Source organism: Microvirga sp. BSC39 (assembly GCF_000739015.1).
Classification (GTDB): Bacteria; Pseudomonadota; Alphaproteobacteria; order Rhizobiales; family Beijerinckiaceae; genus Microvirga.
The window spans coordinates 12,968-39,601 of the sequence record NZ_JPUG01000063.1 but is presented as its reverse complement, the minus strand read 5'-3'; the positions used below and the strand labels follow the sequence as shown (position 1 = coordinate 39,601).

Sequence of the window (26,634 nt, the reverse complement as noted above, 5' to 3'; positions counted from 1 at the left end):
AGCCGTGTCCCTGATCAATCCCGATGTCACGCCCGAGAAGGATTTTCCGCTTCGTGACGACATCCGCCTCCTGGGCCGCCTGCTGGGCGATACGATCCGCGAGCAGGAGGGAGAGGCGGCCTTCGAGATCGTGGAGCGCATCCGCCAGACCTCGATCCGCTTTCACCGTGATGAGGACGAGATGGCTCGCCGCGAGCTCGAGACGATCCTGAACAGCCTCTCCCGCGGGCGCACGAATCAGATCATCCGCGCCTACAGCTACTTCTCGCATCTGGCGAACATCGCCGAGGATCAGCACCACGTCCGGCGCTCGCGCGCTCATGCGATGGCGGGTGCGCATGCCATGACAGCGCCGGCTCCCCGGGAGGGCACGCTGGCCCGGGCTCTCAAGCTCGTGCAGGAAACCGGCATCAGCCAAGCGGCCTTGCAGGCCTTCTTCGCGTCTGCGCTGGTCTGCCCTGTTCTGACAGCCCATCCGACCGAGGTGCGCCGCAAGAGCACCATCGACCGGGAGATGGAGATTTCGCAGATCCTGGCACAGCGCGACCGGCAGGATCTGACGCCCGAAGAGGAGGCCACCTGCCAGGAGAGCCTGCGTCGCGCGATCCTGACGCTCTGGCAGACGAGCATCCTGCGCCGCGATCGCCTGAAGGTCATCGACGAGGTCAATAACAGCCTGTCCTACTACGACTACACCTTCTTCAAGGAGCTGCCGCGGGTCTATGCCTCCCTGGAGGATCAGCTCGCGGCGATGGATCCCGTCTGGGAGACCGTGGAGCTTCCATCGTTCCTGCGCATGGGCAGCTGGATCGGCGGCGACCGCGACGGCAATCCTTTTGTGACGGCGGATGCCCTACGCCAAGCCCTGCTGCTTCAGAGCAAGCATGCGCTCGGCTTCTACCTGGAGGAGCTGCATTGCCTCGGGGCCGAGCTGTCGCTGGACGGCCGCTATGTGAATGTGTCCGAGCAGGTGCAGGAGCTTGCCAAGGCCTCGCCCGATCCGTCGCTGCATCGCCAGAATGAGCCCTATCGCCGCGCGATCACGGGCATGTACGCACGCCTCGCCGCCACGGCGGCCGCTCTCGGCCATGGCGACATTGCCCGTCATGCCGTGGGCCATGCACCGGCTTACTTGAGTGTCGAAGAATTCGCCGGTGACCTGTCGGTCCTGCATCGCTCCCTCTTGTCTAATGGATCCGGATCCCTGTCGCGCGGGCGTCTGCGCAAGCTGCGTCGCGCCGTCGACGTGTTCGGTTTTCATCTCGCAAGCCTCGACATGCGTCAGAATTCCGACGTGCATCAGCGCGTCGTGGCAGAGCTGTTTGAGAAAGCAATGCCGGGTACGGGTTACGAGGCGCTCTCGGAGCAGCAGCGCGTGGCGTTGCTCCTGGAGGAGCTCAGGACGCCGCGGCCTCTGACTTCGCCCTATCTCGACTACTCGCCTGAGACGTCCTCGGAACTCGCCATCGTTCATGAAGCCGCCGAGGCGCATCGCCGCTACGGCCGCGCGGCGGTGCCGAATTATGTGATCTCGAAGGCGAGCGACCCGTCCGACATCCTGGAGGTCGCCCTGCTCCTGAAGGAGGCAGGCCTTCTGCGCCCGCGCGAAGGCGAGATGCATGTCAACATCATCCCGCTCTTCGAGACCATCGCCGATCTGCGCCATTGCAGCCATGTCATGGACGCGCTCTTTGCCATGCCTGACTACATGCGTCTGCTGCGCAGTCGCGGGCAGGCGCAGGAGGTGATGCTCGGCTATTCCGACAGCAACAAGGATGGCGGCTTCCTCACCTCCGGCTGGGAGCTCTACAAGGCCGAGATCGAGTTGGTCGATATCTTCAAGCGTCATGGCGTGGCCCTTCGCCTCTTCCATGGCCGCGGCGGATCTGTCGGCCGGGGCGGCGGCCCGAGCTATCAGGCGATCCTGGCACAGCCGGGTGGTGCCGTGCAGGGCGCCATCCGCATCACGGAACAGGGCGAAGTGATCGCCGGCAAGTACTCGAACCCCGATCTCGGCCGCCGCAACCTGGAGATCCTGGCCGCTGCCACGCTTGAAGCGTCCCTGCTGCACTCTGGCCAGCCCGCGCCGCGTGAGGAATACCTGAAGGCCATGGAGGAACTCTCCAACAGCGCCTTCAGGGCCTACCGCGCCCTCGTCTACGAAACGGAAGGGTTCGAGCGCTACTTCTGGGAGTCCACGGTCATCGGCGAGATCGCCAATCTGAACATCGGCAGCCGGCCTGCCTCACGTACGAACTCCCGACGGATCGAGGACCTGCGGGCCATCCCCTGGGTCTTTGGCTGGGCGCAGTGCCGCCTGATGCTGCCGGGCTGGTACGGCTTCGGTTCGGCCGTGAATGCCTGGCTGGAGAGAAGGCCCGATACCGGCCTCGCTCTGCTCCAAGAAATGTACCGGGAGTGGCCGTTCTTCCAGGCGCTGCTCTCGAACATGGACATGGTGCTGGCCAAGAGCAACATCGCCATCGCGTCGCGCTACGCGAACCTCGTGGAAGACGAGGCGCTGCGCAATGCCATCTTCCCGCGCCTGCGGCGGGAGTGGGAAGATTCGATCAGGCAACTGCTCGCCATCATGCAGCAGCAATCCCTGCTCGACGGCAACCCGTTGCTCGCGCGGTCCATCCGCAACCGCTTCCCTTATCTCGATCCACTGAACCATTTGCAGATCGAGCTGCTGAAGCGGCACCGGTCGGGCGATGCGGACGAGCAGGTGGTGCAGGGCATTCACCTGTCGATCAACGGCATCGCGGCAGGTTTGCGCAACAGTGGTTAGCAGGCACAGTGTTATCAAACATCTTCGTGTTAGACAGCCGATTTAATGATTTCAGTGGCTCGATCGCTAGGCTGTGATGAAAGCTAGACATTTGATGTGAGCTCCGGCCCACACTTGGGGGCCAGCGCTCCACCGCCAGATGCCTCGGTGCTTTTGAACCCTAAAGGTGAAGAGGGCGGAGCGCTACTCCCCAGAGGCAAAGCCGGCCAGGTGACATAGACTCTCTTGGTCCGCTGCGTTGTCGAGTTCCATCAGTCTTGCAGTTAAGGATGTTCGCACAATTGCGTACCGCTGCGTCAAAGGTGCCGCCTACACTCGCCTGAGCCTTTCAGAGGGGTTAGGACATGAAGAGGTTGGTCACGGTCACCGGTCCTGTCGCAGCCGCCCAGATGAACGGGTACCTGATTGAGGAACGCCTCCTGGATCAGATCATGATCCAGGTGATCGACAAGGGTGGCGGGAACTTGGACATCGCCTTTCATGAACGAGATCGGCGATACCTGTCGCAGTTCTCTGAGGCGCAGCAGGCCGAGTGGCTGCAAGAGGCCATGCTCCACGTCGAAGCGGCATGTCCGCTCGAGACACCCGATGGCAAAGCCGCCTGGATCGCTGACTTGGCGCCACCAAAAGCCAGAGCGTCCATCAAGGCTATGCGACCGGCACGGCAGGAGCACGACCTTCCGGCTGGATTGGAGTTCTTGAGACGCGACTGACCGTCATTCAATGGTGCCCCTAGAGCGCCGGATCAGAGTAGCGCCTCTCCGGAGCGATCAGTCACAGACACGACCCCGTTACAGCACAGCTTTGGATCGCTTTAAGTTCCATAATGTTTGTTACCGGTCTCTTTGCTTGTAGCCGCAAGGTTAGAATGTCCTAATCCTGCAAAGTAGGAATGTCACACTCCCCGCTTCTAACTGATACGGGAGAAGGCGGATCGGACGGATTGCGACGAGCGAGCGCGACCTGCAGCGGATTGAGGTTCTGTCGAAGGTTGTCGAGTGCCGCATGATGACCGTTTCGGCGGCCCGTATGCTGGCGCTGAGCCCGCGGCAGGTCCGCCGACTGCTGGAGAACACGCTCTTCGCCAGATCCAGTCTGATTGTGCTAACCCCTCCCATGGACGCGTCCCTCAAGTGGTGAGGTCAACACCTCCGCTCTGGCACACCGAGACCGCTGGGGTGTCCACCTCATCAGACCTCGACAGACACGCCCCGGTTCGCAATCACTCTTTCGCCCGGCCGGTTAGCCGGTGCGCGGAACGGCCCACGGCCGCTTCTTTGCATCGTTCGCCGTGAACTGTGCGATTGCTTCACCCTGGCTAAGGGTCAGATCAATGTCGTCCCAGCCGTTCAGCAGTTTCATGCGCCACACCGGATCGACCGTAAAGGGAGTTGACACGCCGTTCGTGGTGATATTCTGTGCCTGGAGGTCAACGGTTATCTCCCGAGCATCGGCCTCAAGCAACCGGATCAGAGACTCCGCGTCGTGTTCGCCCACGCAAGCGGGAAGCAGTCCATTGTTGACCGCATTCGATGCGAAGATGTCGCCAAAGCTTGGGGCGACCACACACCGGACTCCATAGTCCACCAGAGCGTAGACGGCCGCTTCGCGCGAGGAGCCCGCCCCGAAATTGCGTCGCGCCACAACGATCTGCGCATTCCTCCAATCTGGGCGGTTCAGGGGAAAACCGGGGATTTCGGATCCATCGCTGGAGAAACGCATGTCATGGAGCAGAAAGCTCCCATAGCCCTCGGCGCGCGAGCGCTTCATGAACCGGGCCGGGATTAGCTGGTCCGTATCGATGTTGGCATAGGGCAGGGGACACGCCGTGGCGGTCAGACACTGAAACGGCTGCATCAGGAGCGCTCCTCGATCAGGGGACGAACATCGGCGAGGTGTCCGGTAACGGCCGCTGCCGCGACCATGGCGGGCGACATGAGATGGGTTCGCGCACCGGGTCCTTGACGGCCCTTAAAGTTCCGGTTGGTAGTTGAAGCGCACCGTTCGCCCGGCTGCACGATATCGCCGTTCATGCCCACGCACATAGAGCAGCCCGACTCGACCCATTCGAGACCGGCATCCCTGAAGATCTGGTCGAGCCCTTCCGCTTCTGCCTGCTGCTTTACCAGCGACGATCCGGGCGAGACGAGGCCGGGGACCTTGGCCTTTCGGCCTGACAGCACCTTTGCGGCCGCACGAAGATCCTCGATACGGCTGTTGGTGCACGAACCAATGAACACGCGATCAATACGGACGTCCGTGAGCTTCTGTCCCGGTTTGAGGTCCATGTAGGCAAGCGCATCCCGGATTTGTGCAGCCTTGCCCGAGTCCGGGATCGACTCAGGATCCGGCACCGCTGTCGTGATCGGCAGCGCGTCCTCGGGGCTGACGCCCCAAGTAACGACGGGCTCGATCTCGGAAGCATCGAGCACGATCTCTCGGTCGAACTGTGCATCCTCGTCGGACATCAGTCGCAGCCAATCCTCGGCCGCACGCTCGAAATACTCTCCCTTGGGGGCGAATGGCCGGCCGCGGAGATAATTGATCGTCGTCTCGTCGGGAGCCACCATGCCGCAGCGGGCGCCCGCTTCGATCGATAGATTGCAGAGGGTGAGCCGCCCCTCCATCGAGAGGGCGCGGATGGCAGAGCCCGCATACTCCACCGCATGCCCCTGCGCCCCGTCGGCACCGATACGTGCAATGATCGAGAGCGCGATGTCCTTGGCGCCGATCCCTGGAGCCAAAGTACCATCGACAGAAATGCGCATTCGCTTGGGTTTGCGCTGCCAGAGCGTCTGTGTCATCAGCACGTGCGCGACTTCGGATGCCCCGATGCCGAAACCCCATGCACCGAAGGCGCCATGCGTGGAGGTGTGACTGTCTCCACACACCATGAGGAGGCCCGGGAGCGTCAGGCCCTGTTCGGGTCCGACCACATGGACGATCCCCTGGCGCGGATCGTTGAGGCCAAACAACATCACTCCGTTCTCGGACGTGTTGCGCTCAAGCTGATCCAGCATATTCTGGATCGCAGGATCGATGCTGCGTCCGGATCTGCGCGTCGGCACATAATGGTCCGCAATGCCGAAGGTGAGATCGGGGCGGGAAACCTTGGCGCTGCGCTCCTTCAGCTTGTTGAAGGCATGGAACGAGCCCTCGTGCACGAAGTGCCGGTCGACCCACAGCAGCGTCTGTTCATCTTCGCGCGTCACGATCGCATGACTGTCCCAAAGCTTGTCAAACAGGGTCTGCGGACCGGAGGGGCTCTGCGCCATCTCACTCTCCCGAATGTGCTCTCATGGCTCATGTTGAAGCCAATCTCAGTATTTCCAAAGGGGCGGCTTGACGCAAGCGAAATGTCTTATAATGTAGACAGGAAGCTGTCCCTTGCAGCGGTCAACTCTGTTGCAGTCTGGAGTGGGCAAACTTGGCGGACGCAGTCGAACCCCTCAAAGCGCGGCGCATATATCTTCTCCTGCGCGAGCGCATTCTCAACGGAGAGTTGGAGCCTGGCTCACGGCTGCCGGGCGAGCTGTCACTTGCGGCCGATTACGGGATCTCCCGTGTCACGGTGCGGCGTGCGCTCGATACGCTTGCGAGCGATGGCCTCATCGACCGCCGCCCCGGTTCGGGAACGTTTGTGCGAGAAGGCAACTCGGTCCAGCCGATCGTGGCGGACCTGTCGAACGTCTTGTCCCATCTGGTCGAGATGGGCCGTCGAACCGGCGTGCGCCTTTTGTCCTTTGCCTATGTGAATCCACCCGAGAGCGTCGCCGTATCGCTCGGTCTCGAACCGGGTGAACGGACACAACGCTCAATCCGTGTCCGCCTCATTGACGGCGCGCCCTTTTCCTATCTGGTGACACACGTGCCGGAACGCATCGGCGTCACCTATTCGGAGGCCGATCTCGCGTCGATGCCGCTTCTCGGGCTCCTCGAGCGCTCTGGAATCGTAGTCGATGAGGCGAGCCAGAGCATCGGTGCGACCTTGGCCGGACCTGACATAGCGGAGGCTCTAGAGCTGGAGATTGGCTCGCCCCTCCTGTCGCTCACACGCGTCGTCTGGGATCCATCGGGTCAGGGCGTCGAGCATCTCCACGCTCTCTACAGGCCGGATCGCTATTCCTTCCACATGGATCTCGTGCGAACAGGCGCCGCCGGCGCCCGCCGGTGGAACCCCGTGGCGAAGCCGGTCATCGCACGACCGGAGAGTTCCAAACGCAAGATCAAGGGGCCGGAGAGCCTCAAGCCAAAGCCCCGCCCCATGCGGGTGTCCAACCAGAGGAGAACATCGACATGAAGAACATCATGCGTCCAACCCGCCGTTCCATCCTTCGGGCAGGTGCCGCTTCCGCGGCCGTGCTCGCTATGCCGGCTTATCTGCGCGCCCAGTCTCAGTCCGTAAAGATCGGCATCCTGCAGCCCGTCACCGGTGCGCTCGCGCAAGACGGCGAGTTTGGCCGCATGGGCGCCGAAATGGCCATCAAGGAGATCAACGACTCCGGCGGCCTCAAAGGGCTCGGCGGTGCCAAGCTTGAGATGGTGTTCGGCGATGCTCGTTCGAACCCGGAGGCAGGCACCCAAGAGGTCGAGAAGATGCAGGCCGATGGCGTCGCGGCCATCGTCGGCGGCTTCGCGAGCCCGATCTGCCTCGCGGCCACTCAGGCTGCCGCCCGCTACGACCTCCCCTACATTGTCGACGTCGGCGTCAGCGACCCGATCGTGCAGCGGGGTCTCAAGAACACGTTCCGTTTCGCACCCGGATTCGGCATCGTGACCGGATTTGCGCTCGATAACCTCGTCAAGCTGAACGACGGCGCCGGCAAGCCGGCAAAGACCGTGGTCCTCGTGCACGAGGATGGCCTGTTCGGATCTGGTCTTGCCAAGCTCATGCAGACGGAGCTGCCGAAGCGCGGCTTCGAGATCCTTGAGACCATCGCGCATCCGACGCCCGCGCGCGACATGTCGAACGTCGCCCTGCGTATCCGCTCCCTCAATCCGGATCTCGTGATCCCGTCAAGCTATTATGGCGAGTTCGTGCTGCTCGCGCGCACGATGCAACAGCAGCGCATCCGGCCGAAGGGCGTCTATGCCGTCCTTAACGGTGCGGCCTCGAACTACCGCTTCGTGAAGGAGTTCACAGAGGCAGCCAACGGCATCATGGATTGCAATCACTGGTACGATCCGCGCAACCCCAAGGCCCTGGAGCTCAAGAAGCAGGTCGAAGCTCAAGGCAAGGTTTTCGCCTACAACGTGCCGCTGAACTATTCCTGCGTGAAGCTCCTTGCCGACGCCATCGACCGTGCCGGTTCGGCGGATCGCGCGAAGATCATCGAGGCACTGAACACCTCGACTTTCAAGGACCACATCATGCCCTACGGCGAGACGAAGTTCGTCAACGGGCAGAACATGGGCGCTGCGCCGGTCAATACGCAGGTGCAGGGCAGCGAGATTAAGGTGATCTTCCCCGACTCCTTTGCCGACGCGAAGCCGCGTTTCCCGGTGACCGGCTGATCCTAGGCAATGGTCCTGGGGTGCAGTTCGCTCCCCAGGATCTCTGAGGAGACTTTTGTACGATGTATTCACCCGCCATCATAGCGGAAGCCGTCGTGAATGGTCTGATGACGGGAGCGGTCTATGCGCTTATCGCACTCGGCCTCACCCTGGTTTACGGCGTCCTTCACATCATCAATTTCGCGCACGGCGCGCTGCTCACCGCAGCAATGTTCGCCGTATGGGCTGTGTACGTAGCCTTCGGCCTTGATCCTTATCTCGCCATCCTGCCGCTGACGCCGCTCTTCTTCGGGCTGGGTTACGCCGTGCAGCGCTTCGTAATCGGCCCGGCAAGTCATGGCAGCGACAGCAACATCCTGCTTGTGACCCTGGGTCTTTCGATCGCCATTGAGAACGCCCTGCTCGCGGGGTTCCGCTCAGACACCCGCACGCTCAATACCGACTATGGCTTCCAAGTTGTGGAGCTCGGTCCGCTTCTCCTCTCTAAGCCGCGCCTGATCGGGTTCGGAGCCGCGGTGCTGGTCACGGCGCTTCTGTGGCTTCTTCTCTCGCGCACTGATACCGGCAAGGCCATACGTGCCGTTGCCAAGGAGAAGCTCGGCGCCAGCCTTGTCGGCATCGACGTTGCTCACGTCTACGCGGTCACTTTCGGCCTCGGCTGCGCCTGCCTGGCTGTGGCGGCGTGCCTGCTCATGCCGACCTTCTACGTCAATCCACGCATCGGCCAAGCCTTCGTGCTTGTTGCCTTCACGATCGTGGTGCTCGGGGGCATGGGGTCGATCCCCGGCGCACTCCTCGGCGGATTGTTCATTGGCGTTGTCGAGAGCCTTTGCGGTCTCTTCCTCGGCGATTCACTGGGTCAGATCGGCATCTTCCTCATCTTCATCCTGGTGCTGCTCGTGCGGCCGACGGGACTATTCGGAGCGAAGGCATGACATTCCGCGACATCGTTCCGATTCTCGTCCTGATCTCGCTCCTAGCCTTCGTGCCGGTCTTCGTCACGGCCAATACGGTCCTCAACTTTCTCGTCTTCACCCTCATCATCGCGCTTGCGGCCCAAGGGTGGAACATTCTCGGTGGCTTCGGCGGCCAGTTCTCTTTCGGACATGCGGCCTTTTTCGGAACGGGCGCCTACGTGGCTGCGCTGCTTCAGGTCCGCCTCGGGTTCAATCCCTGGGTTGCCTTTGCGATCGGCGCTGTGGCCGGCGCAGCGGTCGGTTGGATGATTGGCTATCTGAGCTTCCGGTCCGGTCTGCGCGGATCCTACTTTGCGCTTGTGACGCTCGCCTTTGCAGAGGTACTGCGAATCCTCGCTAACGCGGCGGCCTTCACCGGCGGCGCGGCGGGCGTCCTGATCAAGCTCGACGTGCGGCCGGAGAATTTCCAGTTCGAAAGCCGCGCCGCCTTCTTCTGGATTGCGCTAGCGCTCGTCGGTGCCACCCTCGTCCTTACCCGCTGGATCGAACGGTCGCGCTTTGGTGCTCAACTCGTAGCCGTGCGGGAGAACGAGGCGGCCGCCAAGGCTCTCGGCGTCGACACACTGCGGGTGAAGCTCGGGGCCATCACGCTCTCTGGCGCGGTAACGGCGGCTGCGGGCTGCCTTTATGCCCAGTACTTCCTCTACGTGGATGCCAACATCGCCTACGGCACCTGGATTTCGGTCGAGGCGATCCTCGCGCCGATCGTTGGAGGACTCGGGACTGTCTTCGGACCGCTTGTCGGCGCCGTGGCCCTGCACGGCTTGGGCGAGATCACCAAACTTGCGGCAGGCAGTGTCCCGGGTATCGATCTCATGGTGTTCGGCGGTCTTTTGGTTGTGGCAGTTGCCTTTGCGCCAGATGGCATCCTCGGTCTCCTGCGCCGCCTGCGTCGGCCGGTTCAAACGTCGGGAGCGGCTCGCCATGCTTGAGGTGCAAAACGCGACCAAGCGCTTCGGCGGCCTCGTCGCCGTGAACCAGGCGTCTCTCAAGGTGGCGGCTGGCTCAATCACCGGTCTTATCGGCCCCAACGGCGCCGGCAAGACGACCCTTTTCACGCTGATCTCAGGCTTCGAGAGACCCACCGAGGGGCGTGTGTTGTTCGAGAGCCAGGATATCAGCGGCGACGAACCGCACATCCGCGCGCGGCGTGGCATCGCCCGCACATTCCAGATCGTGCAGCCCTTCGCCGGCCTCTCCGTCGTCGAGAACATCGCTGTAGGCGCCCATCTGCGTCACGCGAAGCGTAGCGACGCCATGGCTCGCGCCGAAGAGGTTGGCCGCCGCGTTGGGCTCGGTCCGGAACTCGATAAATCGGCTTCGAGCCTAACGGTGGCTGGACGCAAGCGGCTTGAACTCGCCCGCGCTCTCGCGACGGAGCCGAAGCTGCTGCTGCTCGACGAAGTGCTGGCCGGCCTCAATCCCTCCGAAATCCGCGACATCATCCCGGTGGTCCGCGCGATCCGGGATGAGGGTGTCACGATCCTGATGATCGAGCACGTGATGCAGGCGGTCATGAACCTCTGTGAGCAAGTCTATGTGCTGGCGCAAGGTCAGATCATTGCTGAGGGCCCGCCTGCCGAGGTCTGCGACGATGCGACAGTTATAGAAGCCTATCTTGGTGCCGGCGCGGCCGAACGCCTGAAGCGGGAGAAGGTCCATGCTTGAGGTCAGGTCGCTGAGAGCAGGCTATGGCGGCACGGAAGTCCTGCGGGGGCTCGACCTTTCGGTCGGAGCGGGTGAGATCGTTGCAGTGCTCGGCTCCAACGGCGTCGGCAAGACAACGTTGAACAAGGTTCTCTCCGGCGTCCTGCGGGCGAACGACGGCGAGATCCTCTTCGACGGGAAAACGCTCAGCGGAACCTCCTCAGCGGACATCGTGAAGGCGGGCCTCATCCATGTGCCGGAGGGCCGCAAGATCTTTCCGAACATGTCGGTACGGGAGAATCTTGAGCTCGGCAGCTATCGGAGAGGGCGCAACCGGCGATCTGCCAACCTGGAGCGGGTCTTCGATACCTTCCCGCGCCTGCGAGAGCGCAGCGGCCAAGCCGCAGGCACCTTGTCGGGCGGCGAGCAGCAGATGCTGGCAATCGGACGCGGGATGATGGCGGAACCGCGCCTCCTCATCCTTGATGAACCATCCCTCGGCCTGTCGCCGCTGCTCGTCGAAGAGATGTTCGCCCTGATCCGCAGGCTCAACGGTGAGGGGCTGCCGATCCTGCTCGTGGAGCAGAACGTGGTTCAATCGCTTGAGTGCGCCTCGCGTGCGTACATCCTGGAGAACGGAGTCTTCGCCTTGTCCGGATCTGCCGAACAGGTCCGAAACGACCCTGAACTTAAGCGCGCCTATCTGGGCATGTGACGGAGGAAACCTAATGACGATTGTCACGCAGAACGTCATTCCCGCATCCGTCCTGTTGCAGGCCGGACAACCTCAATGGCTCCAGCAATGGGGCAGGTTCGCGGCCGACGCTCGGTTCGCTGATCTGCCAGCAGCTGTGGTCGAGCGCACGAAACTCGTGCTCCTCGACTGCATCGGTGCCATTGCGGCTGGAATGCAAGAACCTGAGATGCGCAACTTCGTCGCGCAACTTGGGCGCCGCGAGGGGGGTGATGGTCAGGTTCCTGTGATCGGGACAGGCCGCCGAATGAGTGCGCTGCTCGCAAGCCTGCTCAACGGCACCGCGGGCACGATGCTGGAGCTCGACGAGGGCAATCAGTATGCGCGCGGCCATCCCGGCATCCACGTTATTCCGGCAGCTTTGGCAGCAGGCGAACGCCTCGCCGTTTCGGGCCCGGACCTTATTCTTGCTATTGCCCTCGGCTACGAAATCGGGTCCCGTGTTGGCATCGCGTCTAAACTGCGGGTGACGATGCACCCGCACGGCACCTGGGGCACCATCGGGGCTGCTCTGACGGCTGCAAAGCTTGAAGGTGCTACCTCGGATCAGGTCATTGAAACCATCAATCTGGCCTCCAGTTTTGGCCTCTCGACGAGCCGGCGCACGATGCTGGAGGGCGGCACCGTCCGCAATACCTATGCGGGTTTTTCGAACCAGCTCGGCCTCGTGGCATGGGAGCTGCAGACCGCCGGGTTCGTTGGCGAGACTGATGGTGTCGGCACCGTCTATGGCACCGTGATCGCCGAAAACTTTCGTCCGGACGAGATGGTGTTGGATCTCGGCGAACGCTGGGAGATCGCTCGCAATTACTTCAAGCGTCATGCTGCCTGCCGCTACACCCACGGAGCCCTCGACGCCCTCGGCGAGATTGTCCGTCAGGTGGGCGGCTCGATCGATCCGATGGCAGTCGAGGCGATCGAGGTCGACACCTACGTGTGGGCGGCGCAGCTCGACTCGGCTGAGCCCAAGAACATGCTTGCCGCCAAATTCTCGCTGCCGTTCGCGCTTGCTACCTTCATCGTCAATGGTGCCGCCAGTGTGCCGGCCTTCCGCGAAGAGGCGCAGGCGAATGCCACCGCCCGCGATCTCGGGCGTCGCGTCACCGTGCGCGAGGATGCAACCCTGACAGCGATGCTGCCAGGCCTGCGTCCTGCCCGGGTTCGGGTGCGCTTCAGCGACGGCCGGCAATTGTCGGCCGAGGTGCTCACCAATAAGGGCGACACGGAGGACCCGTATTCGCCCGATGACGTGCGTGCTAAGTTCCGAGAGCTGGCCGAGCCTGTCTGGGGCAGCTCGCATGTGGAGCATATCATTGCGGAAGTCGATGCCATTGAAGGCGCTCCCGATATCCGTGGTCTGACGGGCCTCCTTGCCCGCTCCCCCCAACACGGGTGGTCATGATGAATCTCAGAGAACGACTGCTGCAGAACCAGGTCGTCGTTGCGCCTGGCGTATACGACCCGATGACCGCATCGCTTGCCGCAGAGGCGGGTTTTGAGGCCCTGTATCTATCGGGCGCGGCGATTGCTTATACGCGGCTGGGACGGCCTGATATCGGCCTCGTCTCCATGAGCGAAGTGGCCGACACCATCGCGCTGGTGCGCGACCGGGTGCCGACACCGCTCGTGGTGGATGCCGACAACGGCTACGGAAATGCTCTCAACGTCCAGCGCACGGTCCGGATCTTCGAACGCGCCGGCGCCACCGCCATCCAGCTCGAGGACCAGAGCTATCCCAAGCGTTGCGGCCACCTTCAGGACAAGTCGATCATCCCGGCTGCCGAGATGGCCGGAAAGATCAAGGCCGCTGTGGATGCACGGGTCTCGGAGGAGACCGTCATCGTCGCCCGCACCGATGCGGTCGCTGTCGAAGGCTTCGAGGCAGCCATCGAGCGGGCGCGGCTCTATGCCGAAGCCGGGGCTGACGTGCTTTTCGTGGAGGCGCCGAAGACCCGCGAACAACTCGCGGCGGTCACATCCTCACTCGGTGCGGTGCGTCCACTCCTCGCCAACATGGTTGAAGGCGGGGAGACTCCTCTGTCCTCCGCGCAAGATCTCGGAGACCTCGGCTTCAGACTTGTGATCTTCCCGGGCGGTATCGTGCGCGCGCTCGCGCGCACGGCCCAAGACTATTACAGGTCACTTCGCGCCCACGGCACCAACGAGCCCTTCCGCGATCGCATGTTCGATTTCACGGCGCTGAATCAGCTCATCGGCACCCCGGAGATGCTGGCGCTCGGCGAGCACTACGAGTCCTTTGACCAGGAGGCTGCCCAATGAGCGCCATCGATCCCGTTACTCTGGCCGTTCTGAAAGGGCGCCTCGAGCAGATCGCGGACGAGATGGACGCGACCCTCTACCGCTCCGCCTTCAACCCGATCATCGCGGAAGCCCGCGACGCCTGCCATGGGCTTTATCACCCAATTACCGGTGCCACCCTTGTGCAGGGCACCAAAGGACTGCCGATTTTCGTCGGCGCCATGGCATTCGCCGTGAAGGCCGTGATCGACAAGGTCGAACGGGAAGGAGGCCTGGAACCTGGCGACACCTTCCTGTTCAACGACCCCTATGACGGCGGCACGCACCTGAACGACTTCCGTCTCGTGCGCCCAATCTTCCGGGACGGGAAGCTCTACTGTTGGCTCGCCTCTGTCGGCCATTGGCTCGACATCGGCGGCAACGTGCCGGGCGGCTTCAATGCGCAGGCGACCGAGAGCTTCCAGGAAGGCGTGCGCTTTCCGCCCGTGAAGCTCATTCGAGCCGGGGTGATGAACGAGGACATCATGGCGATCCTTTCGGCCAACACCCGGGTGCCGGTATCGAATTACGGCGACCTCAATGGCCAGCTTAACGCGTTGGATCTAGGGGAGCGGCGCCTGACTGAGCTTCTCAACGAGTATGGCGACACGATCGTCGCGATCGCTTTCGACGCCTTTTCGGATCGAGCGGAGGCGATGATGCGCGCGGCCATTAGCGCCCTTCCGAACGGTACCTACTCTTTCGAGGACTATCTCGACAACGATGGTATCACCGACGAGCGGCTCACGATCGCGCTAGACCTGACCGTCGCGGGCGATTCCATGACGCTGGACTTCTCGCGCTCATCTGCGCCTTGTGCAGGACCACTCAACATCGCCTACTCGACAGCGGTCGCCTGCTGCTATGTTGCCCTCAAGCACGTCTTCACCGACGTGCCGGCCAACGCTGGATGCCTGCGGCCAATCACCTTCATGATTCCGAGCACGACCCTCCTTGGCGTCAGGCCACCGAAACCCGTTGGAGGATACACGGAGACGATCCTGCGCGTCATTGGCATCGTTTTCGGCGCGTTGGCGAAGGCAGATCCGAGCCGTGCCACAGCTGGCCCGTTCGGCACAATCAATGCCTTGTCTCTTGCGGGTTATCGCCAGGACGGTTCACGCTGGGTGATGTTCTCGTTCTTCGGCGGCGGCCTCGGCGGCAATCCAGAGAGCGATGGGCTGAGCCACGCCAACAACCCGATCTCGACTGCCACGATCCCGCCTGCCGAGATTCTGGAAGCGGCCTATCCGGTCATGTTCACCCAATGGGCTCTGCGTCCGGATTCCGCCGGAGCGGGAACCCATCGCGGCGGCGTGGGCGCGATCTATGAGATTGAGTCACTGACCGATGCGGACGTTTTCCTCCTAGGCGAGCGCGGCAGGTTCGCGCCGTTCGGAGTGTCAGGTGGCCTGCCCGCGTCCCTGAACCAGTTCTCCTGGCAGACGGATCAGGGTGAGCGCTCGCCACCGATGGCGTCCAAGGTCGCGAATGTAAAGATCCGTGCCGGTCAGCGCGTCCGTCTGGAATCGCCCGGCGGAGGCGGGTGGGGCAATCCTCTCCGGCGCGACCCGCAGCGCGTCGCCCGCGACGTGCGGCTGGGCTATGTCAGCGCCCAGACAGCGTCCCGCGACTACGGTGTTGTCGTCAAGGACGATGGTGAGGTGGACGAGAGCGCGACCGTCGCTCTGAGAAAGGGAGCGGCGGCATGAACGCTATCGTAGGGAAGATTGTCGGGGTGGACGTGGGCGGGACCTTCACGGATCTATTCTACTACGACGAGGATGCAGCACGGTTCCGTACGGCGAAGGTGCCGTCCAATCGGGGAGACGAGGCAATCGGTTTCCTCGAGGGGCTGAAGACGTTCGGGCCCCTCGCGCAGCTCGGCTCCATCGTGCACGGCACGACCGTAGGCACCAACGCGCTTCTTGAGCGCAAGGGCGCGCGCATTGGCCTCATCACGACGCGCGGGTTCCGGGACGTGCTCGAGATGCGTCGCCGCGATCGCCGCCATACCTGGGGATTGTGGGGCGACTTCGTGCCTGTGGTTGACCGCGACCTACGCCTCGAAGTCGGCGAGCGCACCATGGCGGACGGAGCCATCCGTGAGGAGATCGATCCGGAAGAGATCAGGGAGGTTGCCAGGACGCTGCTTTCGCGCGGCGCGGAGGCTCTCGCCATCGTGTTCATCAACGCCTATGCCAATCCTGCGAACGAGTTCAAGGCGCTGGCCACAGCACGGGAGGTTTGGCCGAACGAAAATGTCGAGTGTTCAGCCCGGATCTTGCCTGAGATCCGTGAGTTCGAGCGCACCTCGACGACGGCACTCAACGCCTACCTTCAACCCGTAGTCGGCAGCTATCTCGGCAAGCTCGATCATGCGCTCGCGCAGGAGAAATTTGCCGGACGCTTCCACATCGTGCAGTCGAATGGCGGCGTCATGTCGACCGCAACCGCCCGGCGCCTTCCGGTGCGCACGGCCCTGTCCGGCCCCGCTGCCGGCGTGATCGCCGCGGCGGCCATCGCGGAGGCGGCGGGCTTCCCGGATGTGATCACGGGCGATCTCGGTGGAACCTCGTTCGATGTGTCGATCGTGGTCGACGGCGAGACCGCCCTCGCAGCCCAGACGACCATCGATTTTGGTCTCGTCATCCGCACGCCGATGATCGAGATCAGTACCATCGGTGCAGGCGGCGGCTCGATTGCTAACGTCGACGCGGGCGGACTGCTTCAGGTCGGGCCTGAGAGCGCCGGCTCGCGCCCGGGTCCGGTGGCGTATGGGCAGGGCAACACCCGTCCGACGCTCACCGACGCCAATGTGGTGCTGGGACGCATCAACGCGGAGCGCCCCATCGGCGGCAAGCTTGCGCGCCTTGATGTCGACGCGGCCAAGGCCGCCATCGCAAAGCATGTGGCGGAGCCTCTGGGGCTTGATCCCATGCAAGCTGCCGAGGCGATCGTGCGGGTTGCGAACGGCAAAATGGCCGGTGCCATCCGTCTCGTGTCGATCGAGCGTGGGCACGATCCGGGCCGGTTCGCGGCGGTGCCATTCGGGGGCGGCGGAGCCTTGCATGTCGGAGCGCTGATCAAGGACGTGGGATTGAAGGCCGCGCTCGTGCCGCGCTATCCGGGCGTGACCTCCGCGCTCGGTTGCGTTATCGCCGACATCCGCCACGACCAAGTGCAGACGATCAATCTGCTCCTCGACAATCTGGACGCCGAGGCCCTCGATCACCGGATGGTCAAGGAGGCGGAAGCGTCTCGTGCAGTCGTCGAGGAGGCGGGTCTCTCCGTCGAGCGGATTGACATCCTGTTCGAGCTCGACATGCATTATGTAGGCCAGACTCACACGGTGAGTGTGCCGCTCCCCGTTTCGGTTGAGAACGGGACGACACGGGTCAATCCGTCGACCGTCCGAGAGGCCTTCGAGCGGGCCTATCAGGCATCGTTCAGCCGTCTGCTCCCGGGCGTGCCGGCTAAGATCGTCAATTTGCGTACGGCTGCAGTGGGGCGCAGGCCTCATTTCGATCTCGCAGCCCTTGCGCCAGACGCCTCGGCAAGCGTCGAGAAGGCCAGGCTCGGCAGCCGTCCGGTGTGGTTTGACGGTGGTTGGCACGACACCGCAATCTATGCGCGCCTGGACCTTCCGGTCGGAGTTGTCGTGCACGGACCGGCAATTCTCGAGCAGCCGGACGCGACCACTGTCATCGATCCTGATCTGACGGCGCGGGTCGATGATTTTGGTAACGTCATCGTGGAGCGCGCTGCATGAGCGAGGCTGCAATTCCGGTGGGGCACACGGCGCTTGTCGTCGTCGATCTCCAGAACGATTTCCTCCATGCGGATGGGGCTTATGGCCGGGCGGGGCAGGGCGCGCCTGAAATTGCCGCTCTACCGGAGCGGTTGAAGCCGCTTACCGACCTGCTGCGCGCCAAGGGCGGCTACGTCGTCTCGACACAGTTTACCCTGGTACCTGCAAAAGGTGGCGAGCCGCTGATCTCGCCGCATCTCAAGCAGCTCCGGCCCTTCCTCAGGAAGGGTGACTTCCTGCCCGGCGCATGGGGGCATCAGCTTGTCGACGTCCTGCAGCCAGCGGATCTGAGCGTGGAGAAGATCGCCTATTCGGCCTTCTATATGACGCGGCTTGAATGGGTGCTGCGCAAATGCGGCATCGAACGGCTGCTTGTCTGCGGCATCGTCACGAATGGTGGCGTCGCATCGACCGTGCGCGACGCGCATGTGCGTGATTTCGAAACCACCGTCCTGGAGGACGGCTGCGCAGCCTTCTCGCCCGCCGTGCATGCCACGGCCATCGATGCGTTGCGACCGGTATGCCGCATCGCCTCCATCTCCGAGGTCATGAGAGAGATCGAAGCCGCATGAGTATACTTTCTGCGGAGGGCGTCGCCTTCGACGTAGAGATTGCGGTCGTCATCATCGGCGCTGGCGCTGCGGGTCTCGTCGCAGCCCTGTCGGCGCGGGAGGCAGGGCGGGACGTGCTTGTCCTTGAGCGTGACCCGGTGCCCCGCGGCTCGACCGCGCTCTCAGCCGGGCTGATCCCAGCCGCCGACACCCGCTGGCAGCGGCAGGCGGGCATCGCCGACAGCCCTGCGCTGTACGGGCGTGACATCCTCGCCAAAGCGAACGACGAACCAGATCCAGGTCTGGTCGAGACGGTAGCGGGGGCTGTCGGACCTGCGGTCGAGTGGTTGGCCGACCGGCATGGCTTGCCGTTCTCGCTCATCGAGGACTTCCGCTATCCAGGCCATTCCGTCTGCCGCATGCACGGGCTGCCGAGCCGGTCCGGCGGCGAGTTGATCGACCGGCTGCGCGAGGCGGCCGCGGGGACCGGCGTCGACATCCTCTGCGACGCCCATGTCACGTCCTTGTTCGCGCGGTCTGATGGCAGCATCGCTGGCGTGGCCATCGAACGCCCTGACCGCTCGCAGGAGCGCATCGGGTGCGGCGCGCTGATCCTCGCCTGCAACGGGTATGGCGGCAATAAGGATCTTGTGCGGCGCCACATTCCCGAACTCGGCACCGCGCTATATTTCGGTCACGAGGGCAACCAGGGCGACGCGCTGCTCTGGGGCCAGACGCTGGGGGCCGCCACGCGGCACCTGTCGGGCCATCAGGGTCACGGGTCGGTCGCACATCCGCATGGCATCCTTATCACCTGGGCGACGATCACCGAGGGTGGTTTCCAGGTGAACCTGCGCGGCGAGCGCTTCTCCGACGAAAGCCATGGCTATTCAGAGCAGGCGGCCGTCGTGCTGCGGCAGCCTGAGGGGCTGGCCTGGACGGTCTTCGATGCGCGCATTGCCGGCATCGCCCGGCAGTTCGAGGACTTTCGACAGGCGGAGGCGGTCGGGGCAGTGCTGGCTGCGGAGACCATCGAGGAATTGGCGCGGCAGATGGGGGTTCCCCACGACAGGCTGGAGATGACCGTGAACGAGGTCGACGGGCTCAAGCACAAGAACCGGACCGACGGCTTCGGGCGGAGCTTCGCCGGATCGCCGCCGTTGCGGCCACCGTTCCACGGCGTAAAGGTCACCGGCGCGCTGTTCCATACGCAAGGGGGCCTTGTTGTTGACCGGAATGCTCAGGTGGTCCGCCAGGATGGGTCTTTGCTGCCCAATCTGTATGCCGTCGGAGGCGCAGCCTGCGGAGTGTCAGGCTCCAGGGCGGAAGGTTATCTGTCCGGCAACGGTCTTTTGACAGCTGTTGGCCTCGGCCGCGTCGCCGGCCAAGCGGCAGCTGGCTGAACCGGACACATTTCCGTTCTGGTCGTCCCATGTCGACAAGCCAATCACGACCACTGGTCGGTGCGCTCCTCCTCATTCAGCGGATGGAGGTCGCCGACCATCTGGTGGAGGCGGGAGGTGTCCAGGTGGGTGTAGATCTGGGTGGTCTCGATGCCGGCATGCCCCAGAAGCTCCTGTAGCACGCGCAAGTCAGTGCCGCCTGAGTGCATGTGAGTGGCAAAGGCATGCCGCAGGACGTGAGGGGAGACCCGGTCCGGGCTAGCCAGCCCAGCCGCCACAGCAGCTTCCTTGATTTCGAGCAGGGCGGCTTGACGCGTCAGAGCCTTGGTGCCGTTGCGGACGGAGTGGAACAGCCACTGGGTCGGCCTTCCCCCGGAATACTCGGCCGCTAGTTTCTGCCAGTGGGTGATGGCCTCGATGGCCCGCTCATGAAGCGGCACGAGCCGCTGCTTGTCGCCCTTGCCGCGGACCATCAGCATCCGGGTGCCAGGGCGAGCGGCATCGGAGGGCAGTGATAGCGCCTCGCTGATGCGCATGCCGGAGGCATAGAGCGTCTCGAACAGAGCAGCCCGTCGGGCATAGCCAGCCTGCCGATAAAGGCCGACCGAAGGATCGGCCGCCAGCCTGTGGGCAGTCTCCAGAAGCCCTTCCGTCTCGGTAATCGACAGGACGAAGGGCAGCTTTCTGGGCCGCTTCATAGACGGCATAGTGGACGTGGGATCGCGGGAGCCGAGCTCCTCGGCGATCAGGAACCGATGCAGGTTGCGTATGACTGTGATACGGCGGGCGATGGTCGATCCGGCATAGCCCCGCTGATCGAGACCGGCGATGTAATCTCGAACGTGCTCAAGGCTGACATCGTCCAATCGGAGGCTTCTCCCGCCAAGCCAGGCGAGATAGCAGTTGAGGTCATCGGTGTAGGTGTCGATGGTACCGGCTGCGGAGCCGAGTTCCGTCGCGAGGGCATCGAGCCACAGCTGGGCCAGCCGGTGATTGGTGCGCATGAGCTCCTCCTGAAGGAAGACTTTGCCACAGCACCGGTTACGGACTTCTTGTCAAAACGTTTATTATGCGAAATGTTATCTCGTTGAATATCAGCTTGGATCAGAGGCTAAAAAGTAACAGCTTTCGGCTACAGCGATTCTCATCATCCCCTGCTAAAGTCATGCCATGGTGCGTATACCTCCCACACCGGACCTCAACGGATACACAGCACTTCTGAGTGAGCTGAAGGAGCGGATCCGTGCCGCCCGCCTTCGGTCTGCTATCGCGGTCAACCAGGAGCTGATCCTTCTCTACTGGAGCATCGGCAGTGACATCCTTGTCCGGCAGGCGACAGAAGGCTGGGGCGCTCGCGTGATCGATCGGCTCGGCGAAGATCTGCGGCGGGCATTCCCGGAGATGACTGGCCTCTCGGGGCGAAACCTCAAATACATGCGGGCGTTCGCCGAGGCCTATCCTGATCGGGAGATCGTGCAACAGGTTGTTGCACGATTGCCGTGGGGCCACAATGTTCGCTTGGTCGAGGCCGTGAAGGATCCGGCAGAGCGTCTCTGGTATGCCCGTCAGGCCATTGAGCATGGCTGGAGCCGCAACATCCTGGTCCACCAGATCGAAAGCGGTCTGTATCATCGCCAGGGCAAAGCCATTACCAACTTCGAGCGGACCCTGCCCGCTCCCCAGTCAGAGCTCGCTAGGGAGCTGGTCAAGGATCCCTACAGCTTCGACTTCTTGGCACTCGGTCCAGACATGTCGGAGCGGGAACTTGAGCGCAGCCTCCTGGACCATCTCCGATTGCTCATCCTTGAACTGGGCAAAGGCTTTGCGTTCGTCGGCAGCCAATATCCGCTCGAGGTGGGTGGCCAGGACTACTACCTCGATCTGCTTTTCTACCATCTGCGCCTGCGCTGTTTTGTTGTTCTTGAACTCAAGATCGAGGAGTTCAAGCCGGAGTTCGCTGGGAAGATGAACTTCTATCTCTCAGCCGTCGACGACCAGCTTCGTCACGAAACTGACGGACCGAGCATTGGGATCATCCTCTGCAAGGGCAAGAATGCGGTGGTGGTGGAGTATGCCTTGCGCGACTCCGCCAAACCAATGGGTGTCGCTGAGTATCGGCTCTCCCCCTCGCTTCCAAGTCAGCTCCAAGGCAACCTGCCGACTGCCGAGGAGTTGGCTCGTGAATTCTCCTTAATGTCGGCTGTGAAGCTCCGGATTGAGATCGAGCGCGAGTTGCGCTTGCTGTTGCAAGCACGCGGCCGAGGCATTGGTAGCATAGGAATCGGTCCTATGCTCCAGGAGGTTGAGCGGGATGGGATCACCCTGGAAGGCGTGGGTGAGTTTGAGGTCGCACTGCAGGCGATGAACCAGGCCTCACACAGCCTCGACGTTGATCCAGACGCAGCAGAGCAAGCCATAGAGGTTGGCACGCGGCTCCTGGAGACACTGAAGCGCTTGAATAGCCACTGACCACTCAACGTCGGTCAAACTTGATCGTTGAAGACCAACCTTGACAGATGGCCCAGCTAAAACTGCCATGCGAACGCTTGATGTGCAAAAGTATTCTTGCCCACGGACATGCATTCCAATCGGATGGACTGCTGTTCAGCCTCTCATCTTGAAAGCAACCCAGACAGCTCCTCGCCTTAACGACTCATAGTCATCGGATGACTGCCAACTTCCTGACCACTGGAATACGGATAGCTGGGTATCCCCGGCCTGGGTGGTAGTCCAAGCCCATGAGTACATCTGTGATCAGTTCGCACTCAAATACAACACCATCAAGGAAGTCCGTTAGCTCCTCGATTCCTAAATGCATCTCCCCCGTCCAGAAGATAAGGAAATATCGCTGCCAAGGACCGTCTTTCAGATCCCTCGGCTGGTCTTTCTTCGCAATCTCCTCTCGGAGTTGCTTAAGGAATTCCTCTCGGGTCCACTCATGATAGTAGCGATTACGACTATCAGCCTTGTGGGCCTTGATGGACTTCTCCAGCGTCCGCCTGTGGACGAACTCAGTCAGTTCAATCCCACAACGAACACCGTCGATCTCCACCTCACAGTCAGGTGGGTCTCTCCCTTCGCCCCTGTGGCGTAGGCTCGTGAACTGAAGGCCGGCTGCCTCTAAGACCGTTCTCGCATCATTCTGTTCGTCCAAGTTGCGATACTCGCGCGTGGTCGAACGAACCCCTTGAACGGGCCGCAGTTGTGCGATGAGCTTGCGAAGTTCCTTCCTCTGATCGTCCATCACGTCCCCTCAGGCAACCCTTTATATCCGACGATACCACCCAAGACTGTAACTCGCTAAGACAGTCATCCTGCCCCACCTCCCGACAGGCTTTGTCGTTTGGCGAGATCGCTCCTGTGGATTGCCGGCATACGGTCAGGGGATCTTAAACCCTCCCCTGCTCTATGCCCTTCCAGTTTGCTCACTGGGGCAATTAATTGCCCAACGAACCTATCGAGAAATCCATATGACCAACCAAGCCATTATTTTCACCGACGGCGCATGCCTGGGAAACCCTGGCCCAGGCGGATACGCTGCCGTTATCACCATTGCAGGTGAAGAGCAGATTATCGTTGGCCGAGATCGATCCACGACGAACAACAAGATGGAGATGACAGCAGCCATCAAGGCCCTTGAAGCTGTCTCCAAGGATCTGCCCATCGTGATCCACAGTGACAGCCAGTACGTGATCAAGGGCGCGACCGAATGGCTCCGGGGCTGGAAAGCCAAAGGCTGGCGTAAGGCAGACGGCAAGCCTGTGCTGAACCAAGACCTATGGCAGCAGATGGATGTTGTGATGACTGGCCGGAATATCACGTGGAAGTGGGTGAAGGGTCATGCCGGGCACCCGGAAAATGAGCGGGTGGATCAGTTGGCTAACTGGGAAGCCGTGAGGGCTTCTGCGGGAGCCGGCACAGACCCCACGCCAGTTGAAGCGGCTACAGGCTGAGAACGCCAACTGAGGCGAGCGTCCCCATCCACAGGCTCGTTTACCGAACCTGTGATGATAGCTGGGCCGTTCAGATACGGTTCACGGGTGCCGCACGACCCTCTCTATTAGTATGGGGCGGATGCCTGTTGGTGTCGCCTGCGTACACAGGGAGGCTCCCATGTTGAGCTGGTCTAGACGAGTAATCCCCGCTGCTACCGTGATCGCCGTGGCAACATTGCTGGGTGGGTGCGTGACCGGTACCGAGGTTTCCTACAGCGAGTATCAGTATGACCGCTATGGCGGGACTGAGCGCACCTATGAGCGTAACCTCTACGCAGATCCGTCCCGTGGTATCGAGAGCGAGAGGTGCCGAACCGTTGTCAGACGGCGCATCGACAGCTTCGGAGAAGAGGTTGTTAGACGGGATCGCGTTTGCGGCTCTACAGGTGAGATAGAAACCGCAGAGCCTTGGGAGCGCCGAGCGCCTCGCCACAACCGCTATCCCAGTCCAGTTGAGCCGCTACCAGAGGACGTTCCATACGTCGATTGAACAGCAGTCGACCAAGTGAGCCATTTGGGGAGAGCTTCAGCCGTGGGAACCAGACATTAACCTTGGCCGTCCACTCGGTGAGTATCTGGGCGCGTTGCGTATCTGCCCAAGGTGGTGCGCTCAGGCACCACAGCGCCCTAGCCGAGGTCGCCCCCTCCCCGGCTGGGGCGTTTCGCTATTTGGGTTGCCTCTCCCGTCCGAATAATGGAGCCATGTGGATCGACCGATCATGAGAGAAAGCCAACCAAACGAAGCGAGCGGACCCGGTTGGGACGCGGCCTCAGGACGTGCTGTAGATTTGAGCCGTCGCCTGGAGACATCGGCATATCCTAGATCTCGTCCAGTGTGTCAGTCTTGACCCGCTTTCTTTCTCTCAATCGTATAGACCAGTGTACATGACGTCATCAGCCGCTTCCGTATCCGCCAACACGGTCGGAAGTTGTGCCTGTACTGAGTCACGAATGATCTCTCTGAAGGTCATTTTTACCACTGGCGTGAATTGCTCACGAAGCCTGCTCTTGATCCACCACATCAAAGTGTAGCCGACCCGGTTTCCAAGAGGTAGGGTAGCGGAGCTTGTTCTCCAAAGATTGTATTACCTAGGACGCTCAGATTTGGTCATGCTGCCGTTCTTAGCTGGGCGTCACTGACCAAACGTTTCCGTGACAGCCCCCATCTGACGCCAAGGGTCAGATACCCTATTTGCTCAAGATAACGGACAATCAGTTGCTTGGTACCGCTCTACCGTAAACGTGCAGCTTGCCGCCATCACAGCACCCGGCGCCAATATGCGAAGTCCATGAAACTCCGGGTTTGGAGGCAGATTGTGCGCATCAACAGCATGGCTAACAGGCTCGAAGCAGAAAAATCCTGCGTCCTCCGAAGGTGAGTAAAGGATGAAACGTGCAAGCTCAGAACTTGCCTGACACCGCAGTGTGACATTTCTGCTTGGCCACGCGATGGTTGCTTCACCAGCCCAGCCGTCGAACCATCTTGAGATGAACCCGCGTGGCAGCCTTGCACCACCCTCGAAGTTCCACTCAGGATACATGGAAACGGGGACACGCTGCTTCGGCAGCATCGCCTCATTAGGAAGCCACATCGAAACAGCCGATGCCTTGAGCAATGTATCAGGCGTGCGGGGCAGCCAAGGGTGGAAGCCAATACCGTATGGGAGGCGAAAGCGGCTGAGATTGGTCACGCTGACATACATCTGCATGGCAGAGTGTCTGAGCGTGTAACGCAACCGCGCGTGATACCGGAAGGGTTCGGGGCCGAACGACGTCATGGTCAGCACGACGGATGTCTTCGTTGCCTCCAAGACTGACCATCTCGACGAGAACGCATTGCCATGAACGGCGCAGGGCTGATTTGGGACATTCGGCTGGAGCGGAAAATACGTCCCCTGAAAAGTGAATCCCCCTCCTGAGATCCTGTTCGACCATGGGATTAGATTGATGCAGGCCAGCTCAAACGGCCTATCGAAAGCTGGTGAATCGCATGACCGGAAGATGGGCATCTTTCCGCCCCTGTCGATCAGATCGAACCTGGCAAGCCCGGCTCCAAGCTCAGGAAGGATGATGGCTTCATCGGCTATCGGTGATTACGATTGGTTAACCATGCGGATAGCTGACCCGTGCCAGCCCCACTCATGTCACACCTCGGACCCATTCTGGATCTTCCATAAGCACATGAGTGCTCAAGCGCTCCAGTTGTTTGGTTGTGGGTACGATCATGAGTGACACGAGAAATCAGGTAGGACTACCATTCGAGGCTGCTAGGATAGGCCTCCTGGCTGCAACCATCATCGGCTTGGGGCTGTTTGCCTACTCGGTGCTGGTCTCTGGGACTGAAGAGCAATCTGCTCAAACTGAAATTGCGCAACTTCATCAGCAGATCCAGGCAGTCACGGCCGAGCGCGACCAGCTCGCGCACGACAAGGCGCAGGCGCTGCAAGCAGGGAAGGACTTAAATGCTACACAGCAGAAGATCGAAGCCGCGATGCAGGAGCTCCAGGATCTGGATGCTCTGCGTGCCAGCGTAAGCCAAGCCATCGAGCAGGCGCGGCTTCAACTCACAGGACCATCTGACCGGCCGATTACTAGGATCGACATTTCTACGACAGGCTCGACATCAGAAACTCCACCGTCGAAAGAGCAGATCCGTACCGCACAGGAAGCGCTCGTCGAATTCGGCTACGGCAGCCTTGAGGCGGATGGTGTGTTTGGCCCGAGTACCAGCAAAGCGGTCGAAGCCTTCGAGCGTGCCAAAGGGCTGCCTGTCACGGGAAAGCTCGAACCAGCAACGCTTGAGGCTCTGCGAAGCCACATTGTCTCTGCTGTTCAATAGCTCGGCGCATCATCAGCCTCTACCCTGCTGAGTGCTGCTGGCAAACATCCGATG

Annotated in this window: 22 protein-coding genes and 1 pseudogene; 18 read left to right on the top strand and 5 right to left on the bottom strand. The window is 61.8% G+C overall.

Features of this window, described 5'->3' with window-relative positions:
• Window positions 1-4 precede the first annotated feature (4 nt).
• The 3 genes and pseudogenes from ppc to MA07_RS30490 all read left to right on the top strand — a co-directional run.
• Window positions 5-2,791 (top strand): phosphoenolpyruvate carboxylase, encoded by a 2,787-nt coding sequence (ppc, locus tag MA07_RS13480; protein WP_081928956.1) that lies wholly within the window; start codon window positions 5-7, stop codon window positions 2,789-2,791.
• A 344-nt stretch (window positions 2,792-3,135) separates the two neighbouring features.
• Window positions 3,136-3,504: a hypothetical protein gene (locus MA07_RS13475; protein ID WP_036351506.1), complete on the top strand. Its 369-nt coding sequence runs from the start codon at window positions 3,136-3,138 to the stop codon at window positions 3,502-3,504.
• Between the two features lie 220 nt (window positions 3,505-3,724).
• Window positions 3,725-3,862: pseudogene (locus MA07_RS30490) on the top strand (ISNCY family transposase); the annotation flags it as partial.
• A 171-nt stretch (window positions 3,863-4,033) separates the two neighbouring features.
• Here the strand turns inward: MA07_RS30490 and leuD are convergent.
• Both leuD and leuC read right to left on the bottom strand, forming a co-directional pair.
• Complete coding sequence (gene leuD / locus MA07_RS13470; protein WP_036351503.1) at window positions 4,034-4,648, bottom strand: 3-isopropylmalate dehydratase small subunit; 615 nt, start codon at window positions 4,646-4,648, stop codon at window positions 4,034-4,036.
• Window positions 4,648-6,066 (bottom strand): 3-isopropylmalate dehydratase large subunit, encoded by a 1,419-nt coding sequence (gene leuC, locus MA07_RS13465; RefSeq protein ID WP_036351501.1) that lies wholly within the window; start codon window positions 6,064-6,066, stop codon window positions 4,648-4,650. The genes leuD and leuC overlap by 1 nt, the downstream gene beginning before the upstream one ends.
• A 152-nt stretch (window positions 6,067-6,218) precedes the next feature.
• On the opposite strand from leuC, the gene MA07_RS13460 reads away from it, so the two are divergent.
• The 12 genes from MA07_RS13460 to MA07_RS13405 all read left to right on the top strand — a co-directional run bounded on the left by MA07_RS13460 (window position 6,219) and on the right by MA07_RS13405 (window position 19,746).
• Window positions 6,219-7,091 (top strand): GntR family transcriptional regulator, encoded by an 873-nt coding sequence (locus MA07_RS13460; RefSeq protein ID WP_081928955.1) that lies wholly within the window; start codon window positions 6,219-6,221, stop codon window positions 7,089-7,091.
• Entirely contained in the window at window positions 7,088-8,305 is a 1,218-nt protein-coding gene (locus MA07_RS13455; protein WP_036351499.1) for an ABC transporter substrate-binding protein, read from the top strand. Before MA07_RS13460 ends, MA07_RS13455 begins: the two co-directional genes overlap by 4 nt.
• 62 nt (window positions 8,306-8,367) lie before the next feature.
• Entirely contained in the window at window positions 8,368-9,240 is an 873-nt protein-coding gene (locus MA07_RS13450) for a branched-chain amino acid ABC transporter permease (RefSeq protein WP_036351496.1), read from the top strand.
• Window positions 9,237-10,214 (top strand): branched-chain amino acid ABC transporter permease, encoded by a 978-nt coding sequence (locus tag MA07_RS13445; RefSeq protein ID WP_036351493.1) that lies wholly within the window; start codon window positions 9,237-9,239, stop codon window positions 10,212-10,214. Before MA07_RS13450 ends, MA07_RS13445 begins: the two co-directional genes overlap by 4 nt.
• Window positions 10,207-10,950, top strand: a complete 744-nt coding sequence (locus MA07_RS13440) for an ABC transporter ATP-binding protein (RefSeq protein WP_036351491.1) — start codon at window positions 10,207-10,209, stop codon at window positions 10,948-10,950. The genes MA07_RS13445 and MA07_RS13440 overlap by 8 nt, the downstream gene beginning before the upstream one ends.
• Window positions 10,943-11,644, top strand: coding sequence for an ABC transporter ATP-binding protein (locus MA07_RS13435; protein ID WP_036351488.1), 702 nt, complete (start codon window positions 10,943-10,945; stop codon window positions 11,642-11,644). The genes MA07_RS13440 and MA07_RS13435 overlap by 8 nt, the downstream gene beginning before the upstream one ends.
• 13 nt (window positions 11,645-11,657) lie before the next feature.
• Entirely contained in the window at window positions 11,658-13,085 is a 1,428-nt protein-coding gene (locus tag MA07_RS13430) for an MmgE/PrpD family protein (protein WP_036351485.1), read from the top strand.
• Window positions 13,085-13,963 carry an isocitrate lyase/phosphoenolpyruvate mutase family protein gene (locus MA07_RS13425; protein ID WP_036351575.1) on the top strand — a complete coding sequence of 293 codons (879 nt, stop codon included), beginning with the start codon at window positions 13,085-13,087 and terminating at the stop codon, window positions 13,961-13,963. The genes MA07_RS13430 and MA07_RS13425 overlap by 1 nt, the downstream gene beginning before the upstream one ends.
• A complete protein-coding gene (locus MA07_RS13420) occupies window positions 13,960-15,693 on the top strand; it encodes a hydantoinase B/oxoprolinase family protein (protein WP_036351482.1) in 1,734 nt (577 codons plus the stop codon). The genes MA07_RS13425 and MA07_RS13420 overlap by 4 nt, the downstream gene beginning before the upstream one ends.
• Window positions 15,690-17,753: a hydantoinase/oxoprolinase family protein gene (locus tag MA07_RS13415; protein WP_036351480.1), complete on the top strand. Its 2,064-nt coding sequence runs from the start codon at window positions 15,690-15,692 to the stop codon at window positions 17,751-17,753. The genes MA07_RS13420 and MA07_RS13415 overlap by 4 nt, the downstream gene beginning before the upstream one ends.
• On the top strand, window positions 17,750-18,364 hold the full coding sequence (locus tag MA07_RS13410) for a cysteine hydrolase (RefSeq protein ID WP_036351477.1): 615 nt from the start codon (window positions 17,750-17,752) through the stop codon (window positions 18,362-18,364). The genes MA07_RS13415 and MA07_RS13410 overlap by 4 nt, the downstream gene beginning before the upstream one ends.
• A complete protein-coding gene (locus MA07_RS13405; RefSeq protein WP_036351474.1) occupies window positions 18,361-19,746 on the top strand; it encodes an FAD-dependent oxidoreductase in 1,386 nt (461 codons plus the stop codon). The genes MA07_RS13410 and MA07_RS13405 overlap by 4 nt, the downstream gene beginning before the upstream one ends.
• 44 nt (window positions 19,747-19,790) lie before the next feature.
• On the opposite strand, the gene MA07_RS13400 is transcribed toward MA07_RS13405, so the two are convergent.
• Complete coding sequence (locus MA07_RS13400) at window positions 19,791-20,750, bottom strand: tyrosine recombinase (protein WP_036351472.1); 960 nt, start codon at window positions 20,748-20,750, stop codon at window positions 19,791-19,793.
• 166 nt (window positions 20,751-20,916) lie between these two features.
• Between MA07_RS13400 and MA07_RS13395 the strand changes: the two genes are divergently transcribed.
• Window positions 20,917-22,215 (top strand): PDDEXK nuclease domain-containing protein, encoded by a 1,299-nt coding sequence (locus MA07_RS13395; RefSeq protein WP_036351469.1) that lies wholly within the window; start codon window positions 20,917-20,919, stop codon window positions 22,213-22,215.
• A 190-nt stretch (window positions 22,216-22,405) separates the two neighbouring features.
• Here the strand turns inward: MA07_RS13395 and MA07_RS13390 are convergent, their stop codons facing one another.
• Window positions 22,406-22,990, bottom strand: coding sequence for a hypothetical protein (locus tag MA07_RS13390; RefSeq protein WP_036351465.1), 585 nt, complete (start codon window positions 22,988-22,990; stop codon window positions 22,406-22,408).
• A 226-nt stretch (window positions 22,991-23,216) separates the two neighbouring features.
• Here MA07_RS13390 and rnhA point away from each other — a divergent pair, with 226 nt between their 5' ends.
• Window positions 23,217-23,699: a ribonuclease HI gene (gene rnhA, locus MA07_RS13385; RefSeq protein WP_036351461.1), complete on the top strand. Its 483-nt coding sequence runs from the start codon at window positions 23,217-23,219 to the stop codon at window positions 23,697-23,699.
• Between the two features lie 1,238 nt (window positions 23,700-24,937).
• Here the strand turns inward: rnhA and MA07_RS28985 are convergent.
• Complete coding sequence (locus MA07_RS28985) at window positions 24,938-25,810, bottom strand: aldose 1-epimerase (protein ID WP_280114240.1); 873 nt, start codon at window positions 25,808-25,810, stop codon at window positions 24,938-24,940.
• 155 nt (window positions 25,811-25,965) lie between these two features.
• Between MA07_RS28985 and MA07_RS13380 the strand changes: the two genes are divergently transcribed.
• On the top strand, window positions 25,966-26,580 hold the full coding sequence (locus MA07_RS13380; RefSeq protein ID WP_152568862.1) for a peptidoglycan-binding domain-containing protein: 615 nt from the start codon (window positions 25,966-25,968) through the stop codon (window positions 26,578-26,580).
• The last annotated feature ends 54 nt before the right edge of the window (window positions 26,581-26,634 follow it).

Coding starts and splice junctions, on each gene's coding strand:
- leuD (WP_036351503.1), bottom strand. CDS start 4,648: ATGCAGCCGTTTCAGTGTCTGACCGCCACGGCGTGTCCCCTGCCCTAT.
- MA07_RS13440 (WP_036351491.1), top strand. CDS start 10,207: ATGCTTGAGGTGCAAAACGCGACCAAGCGCTTCGGCGGCCTCGTCGCC.
- rnhA (WP_036351461.1), top strand. CDS start 23,217: ATGACCAACCAAGCCATTATTTTCACCGACGGCGCATGCCTGGGAAAC.
- MA07_RS13425 (WP_036351575.1), top strand. CDS start 13,085: ATGAATCTCAGAGAACGACTGCTGCAGAACCAGGTCGTCGTTGCGCCT.
- MA07_RS13430 (WP_036351485.1), top strand. CDS start 11,658: ATGACGATTGTCACGCAGAACGTCATTCCCGCATCCGTCCTGTTGCAG.
- MA07_RS13450 (WP_036351496.1), top strand. CDS start 8,368: ATGTATTCACCCGCCATCATAGCGGAAGCCGTCGTGAATGGTCTGATG.
- MA07_RS13390 (WP_036351465.1), bottom strand. CDS start 22,990: ATGGACGATCAGAGGAAGGAACTTCGCAAGCTCATCGCACAACTGCGG.
- MA07_RS13475 (WP_036351506.1), top strand. CDS start 3,136: ATGAAGAGGTTGGTCACGGTCACCGGTCCTGTCGCAGCCGCCCAGATG.
- MA07_RS13405 (WP_036351474.1), top strand. CDS start 18,361: ATGAGTATACTTTCTGCGGAGGGCGTCGCCTTCGACGTAGAGATTGCG.
- leuC (WP_036351501.1), bottom strand. CDS start 6,066: ATGGCGCAGAGCCCCTCCGGTCCGCAGACCCTGTTTGACAAGCTTTGG.
- MA07_RS13455 (WP_036351499.1), top strand. CDS start 7,088: ATGAAGAACATCATGCGTCCAACCCGCCGTTCCATCCTTCGGGCAGGT.
- MA07_RS13395 (WP_036351469.1), top strand. CDS start 20,917: ATGGTGCGTATACCTCCCACACCGGACCTCAACGGATACACAGCACTT.
- MA07_RS13445 (WP_036351493.1), top strand. CDS start 9,237: ATGACATTCCGCGACATCGTTCCGATTCTCGTCCTGATCTCGCTCCTA.
- MA07_RS13435 (WP_036351488.1), top strand. CDS start 10,943: ATGCTTGAGGTCAGGTCGCTGAGAGCAGGCTATGGCGGCACGGAAGTC.
- MA07_RS13400 (WP_036351472.1), bottom strand. CDS start 20,750: ATGCGCACCAATCACCGGCTGGCCCAGCTGTGGCTCGATGCCCTCGCG.
- MA07_RS13415 (WP_036351480.1), top strand. CDS start 15,690: ATGAACGCTATCGTAGGGAAGATTGTCGGGGTGGACGTGGGCGGGACC.
- MA07_RS13380 (WP_152568862.1), top strand. CDS start 25,966: ATGAGTGACACGAGAAATCAGGTAGGACTACCATTCGAGGCTGCTAGG.
- MA07_RS13420 (WP_036351482.1), top strand. CDS start 13,960: ATGAGCGCCATCGATCCCGTTACTCTGGCCGTTCTGAAAGGGCGCCTC.
- MA07_RS13410 (WP_036351477.1), top strand. CDS start 17,750: ATGAGCGAGGCTGCAATTCCGGTGGGGCACACGGCGCTTGTCGTCGTC.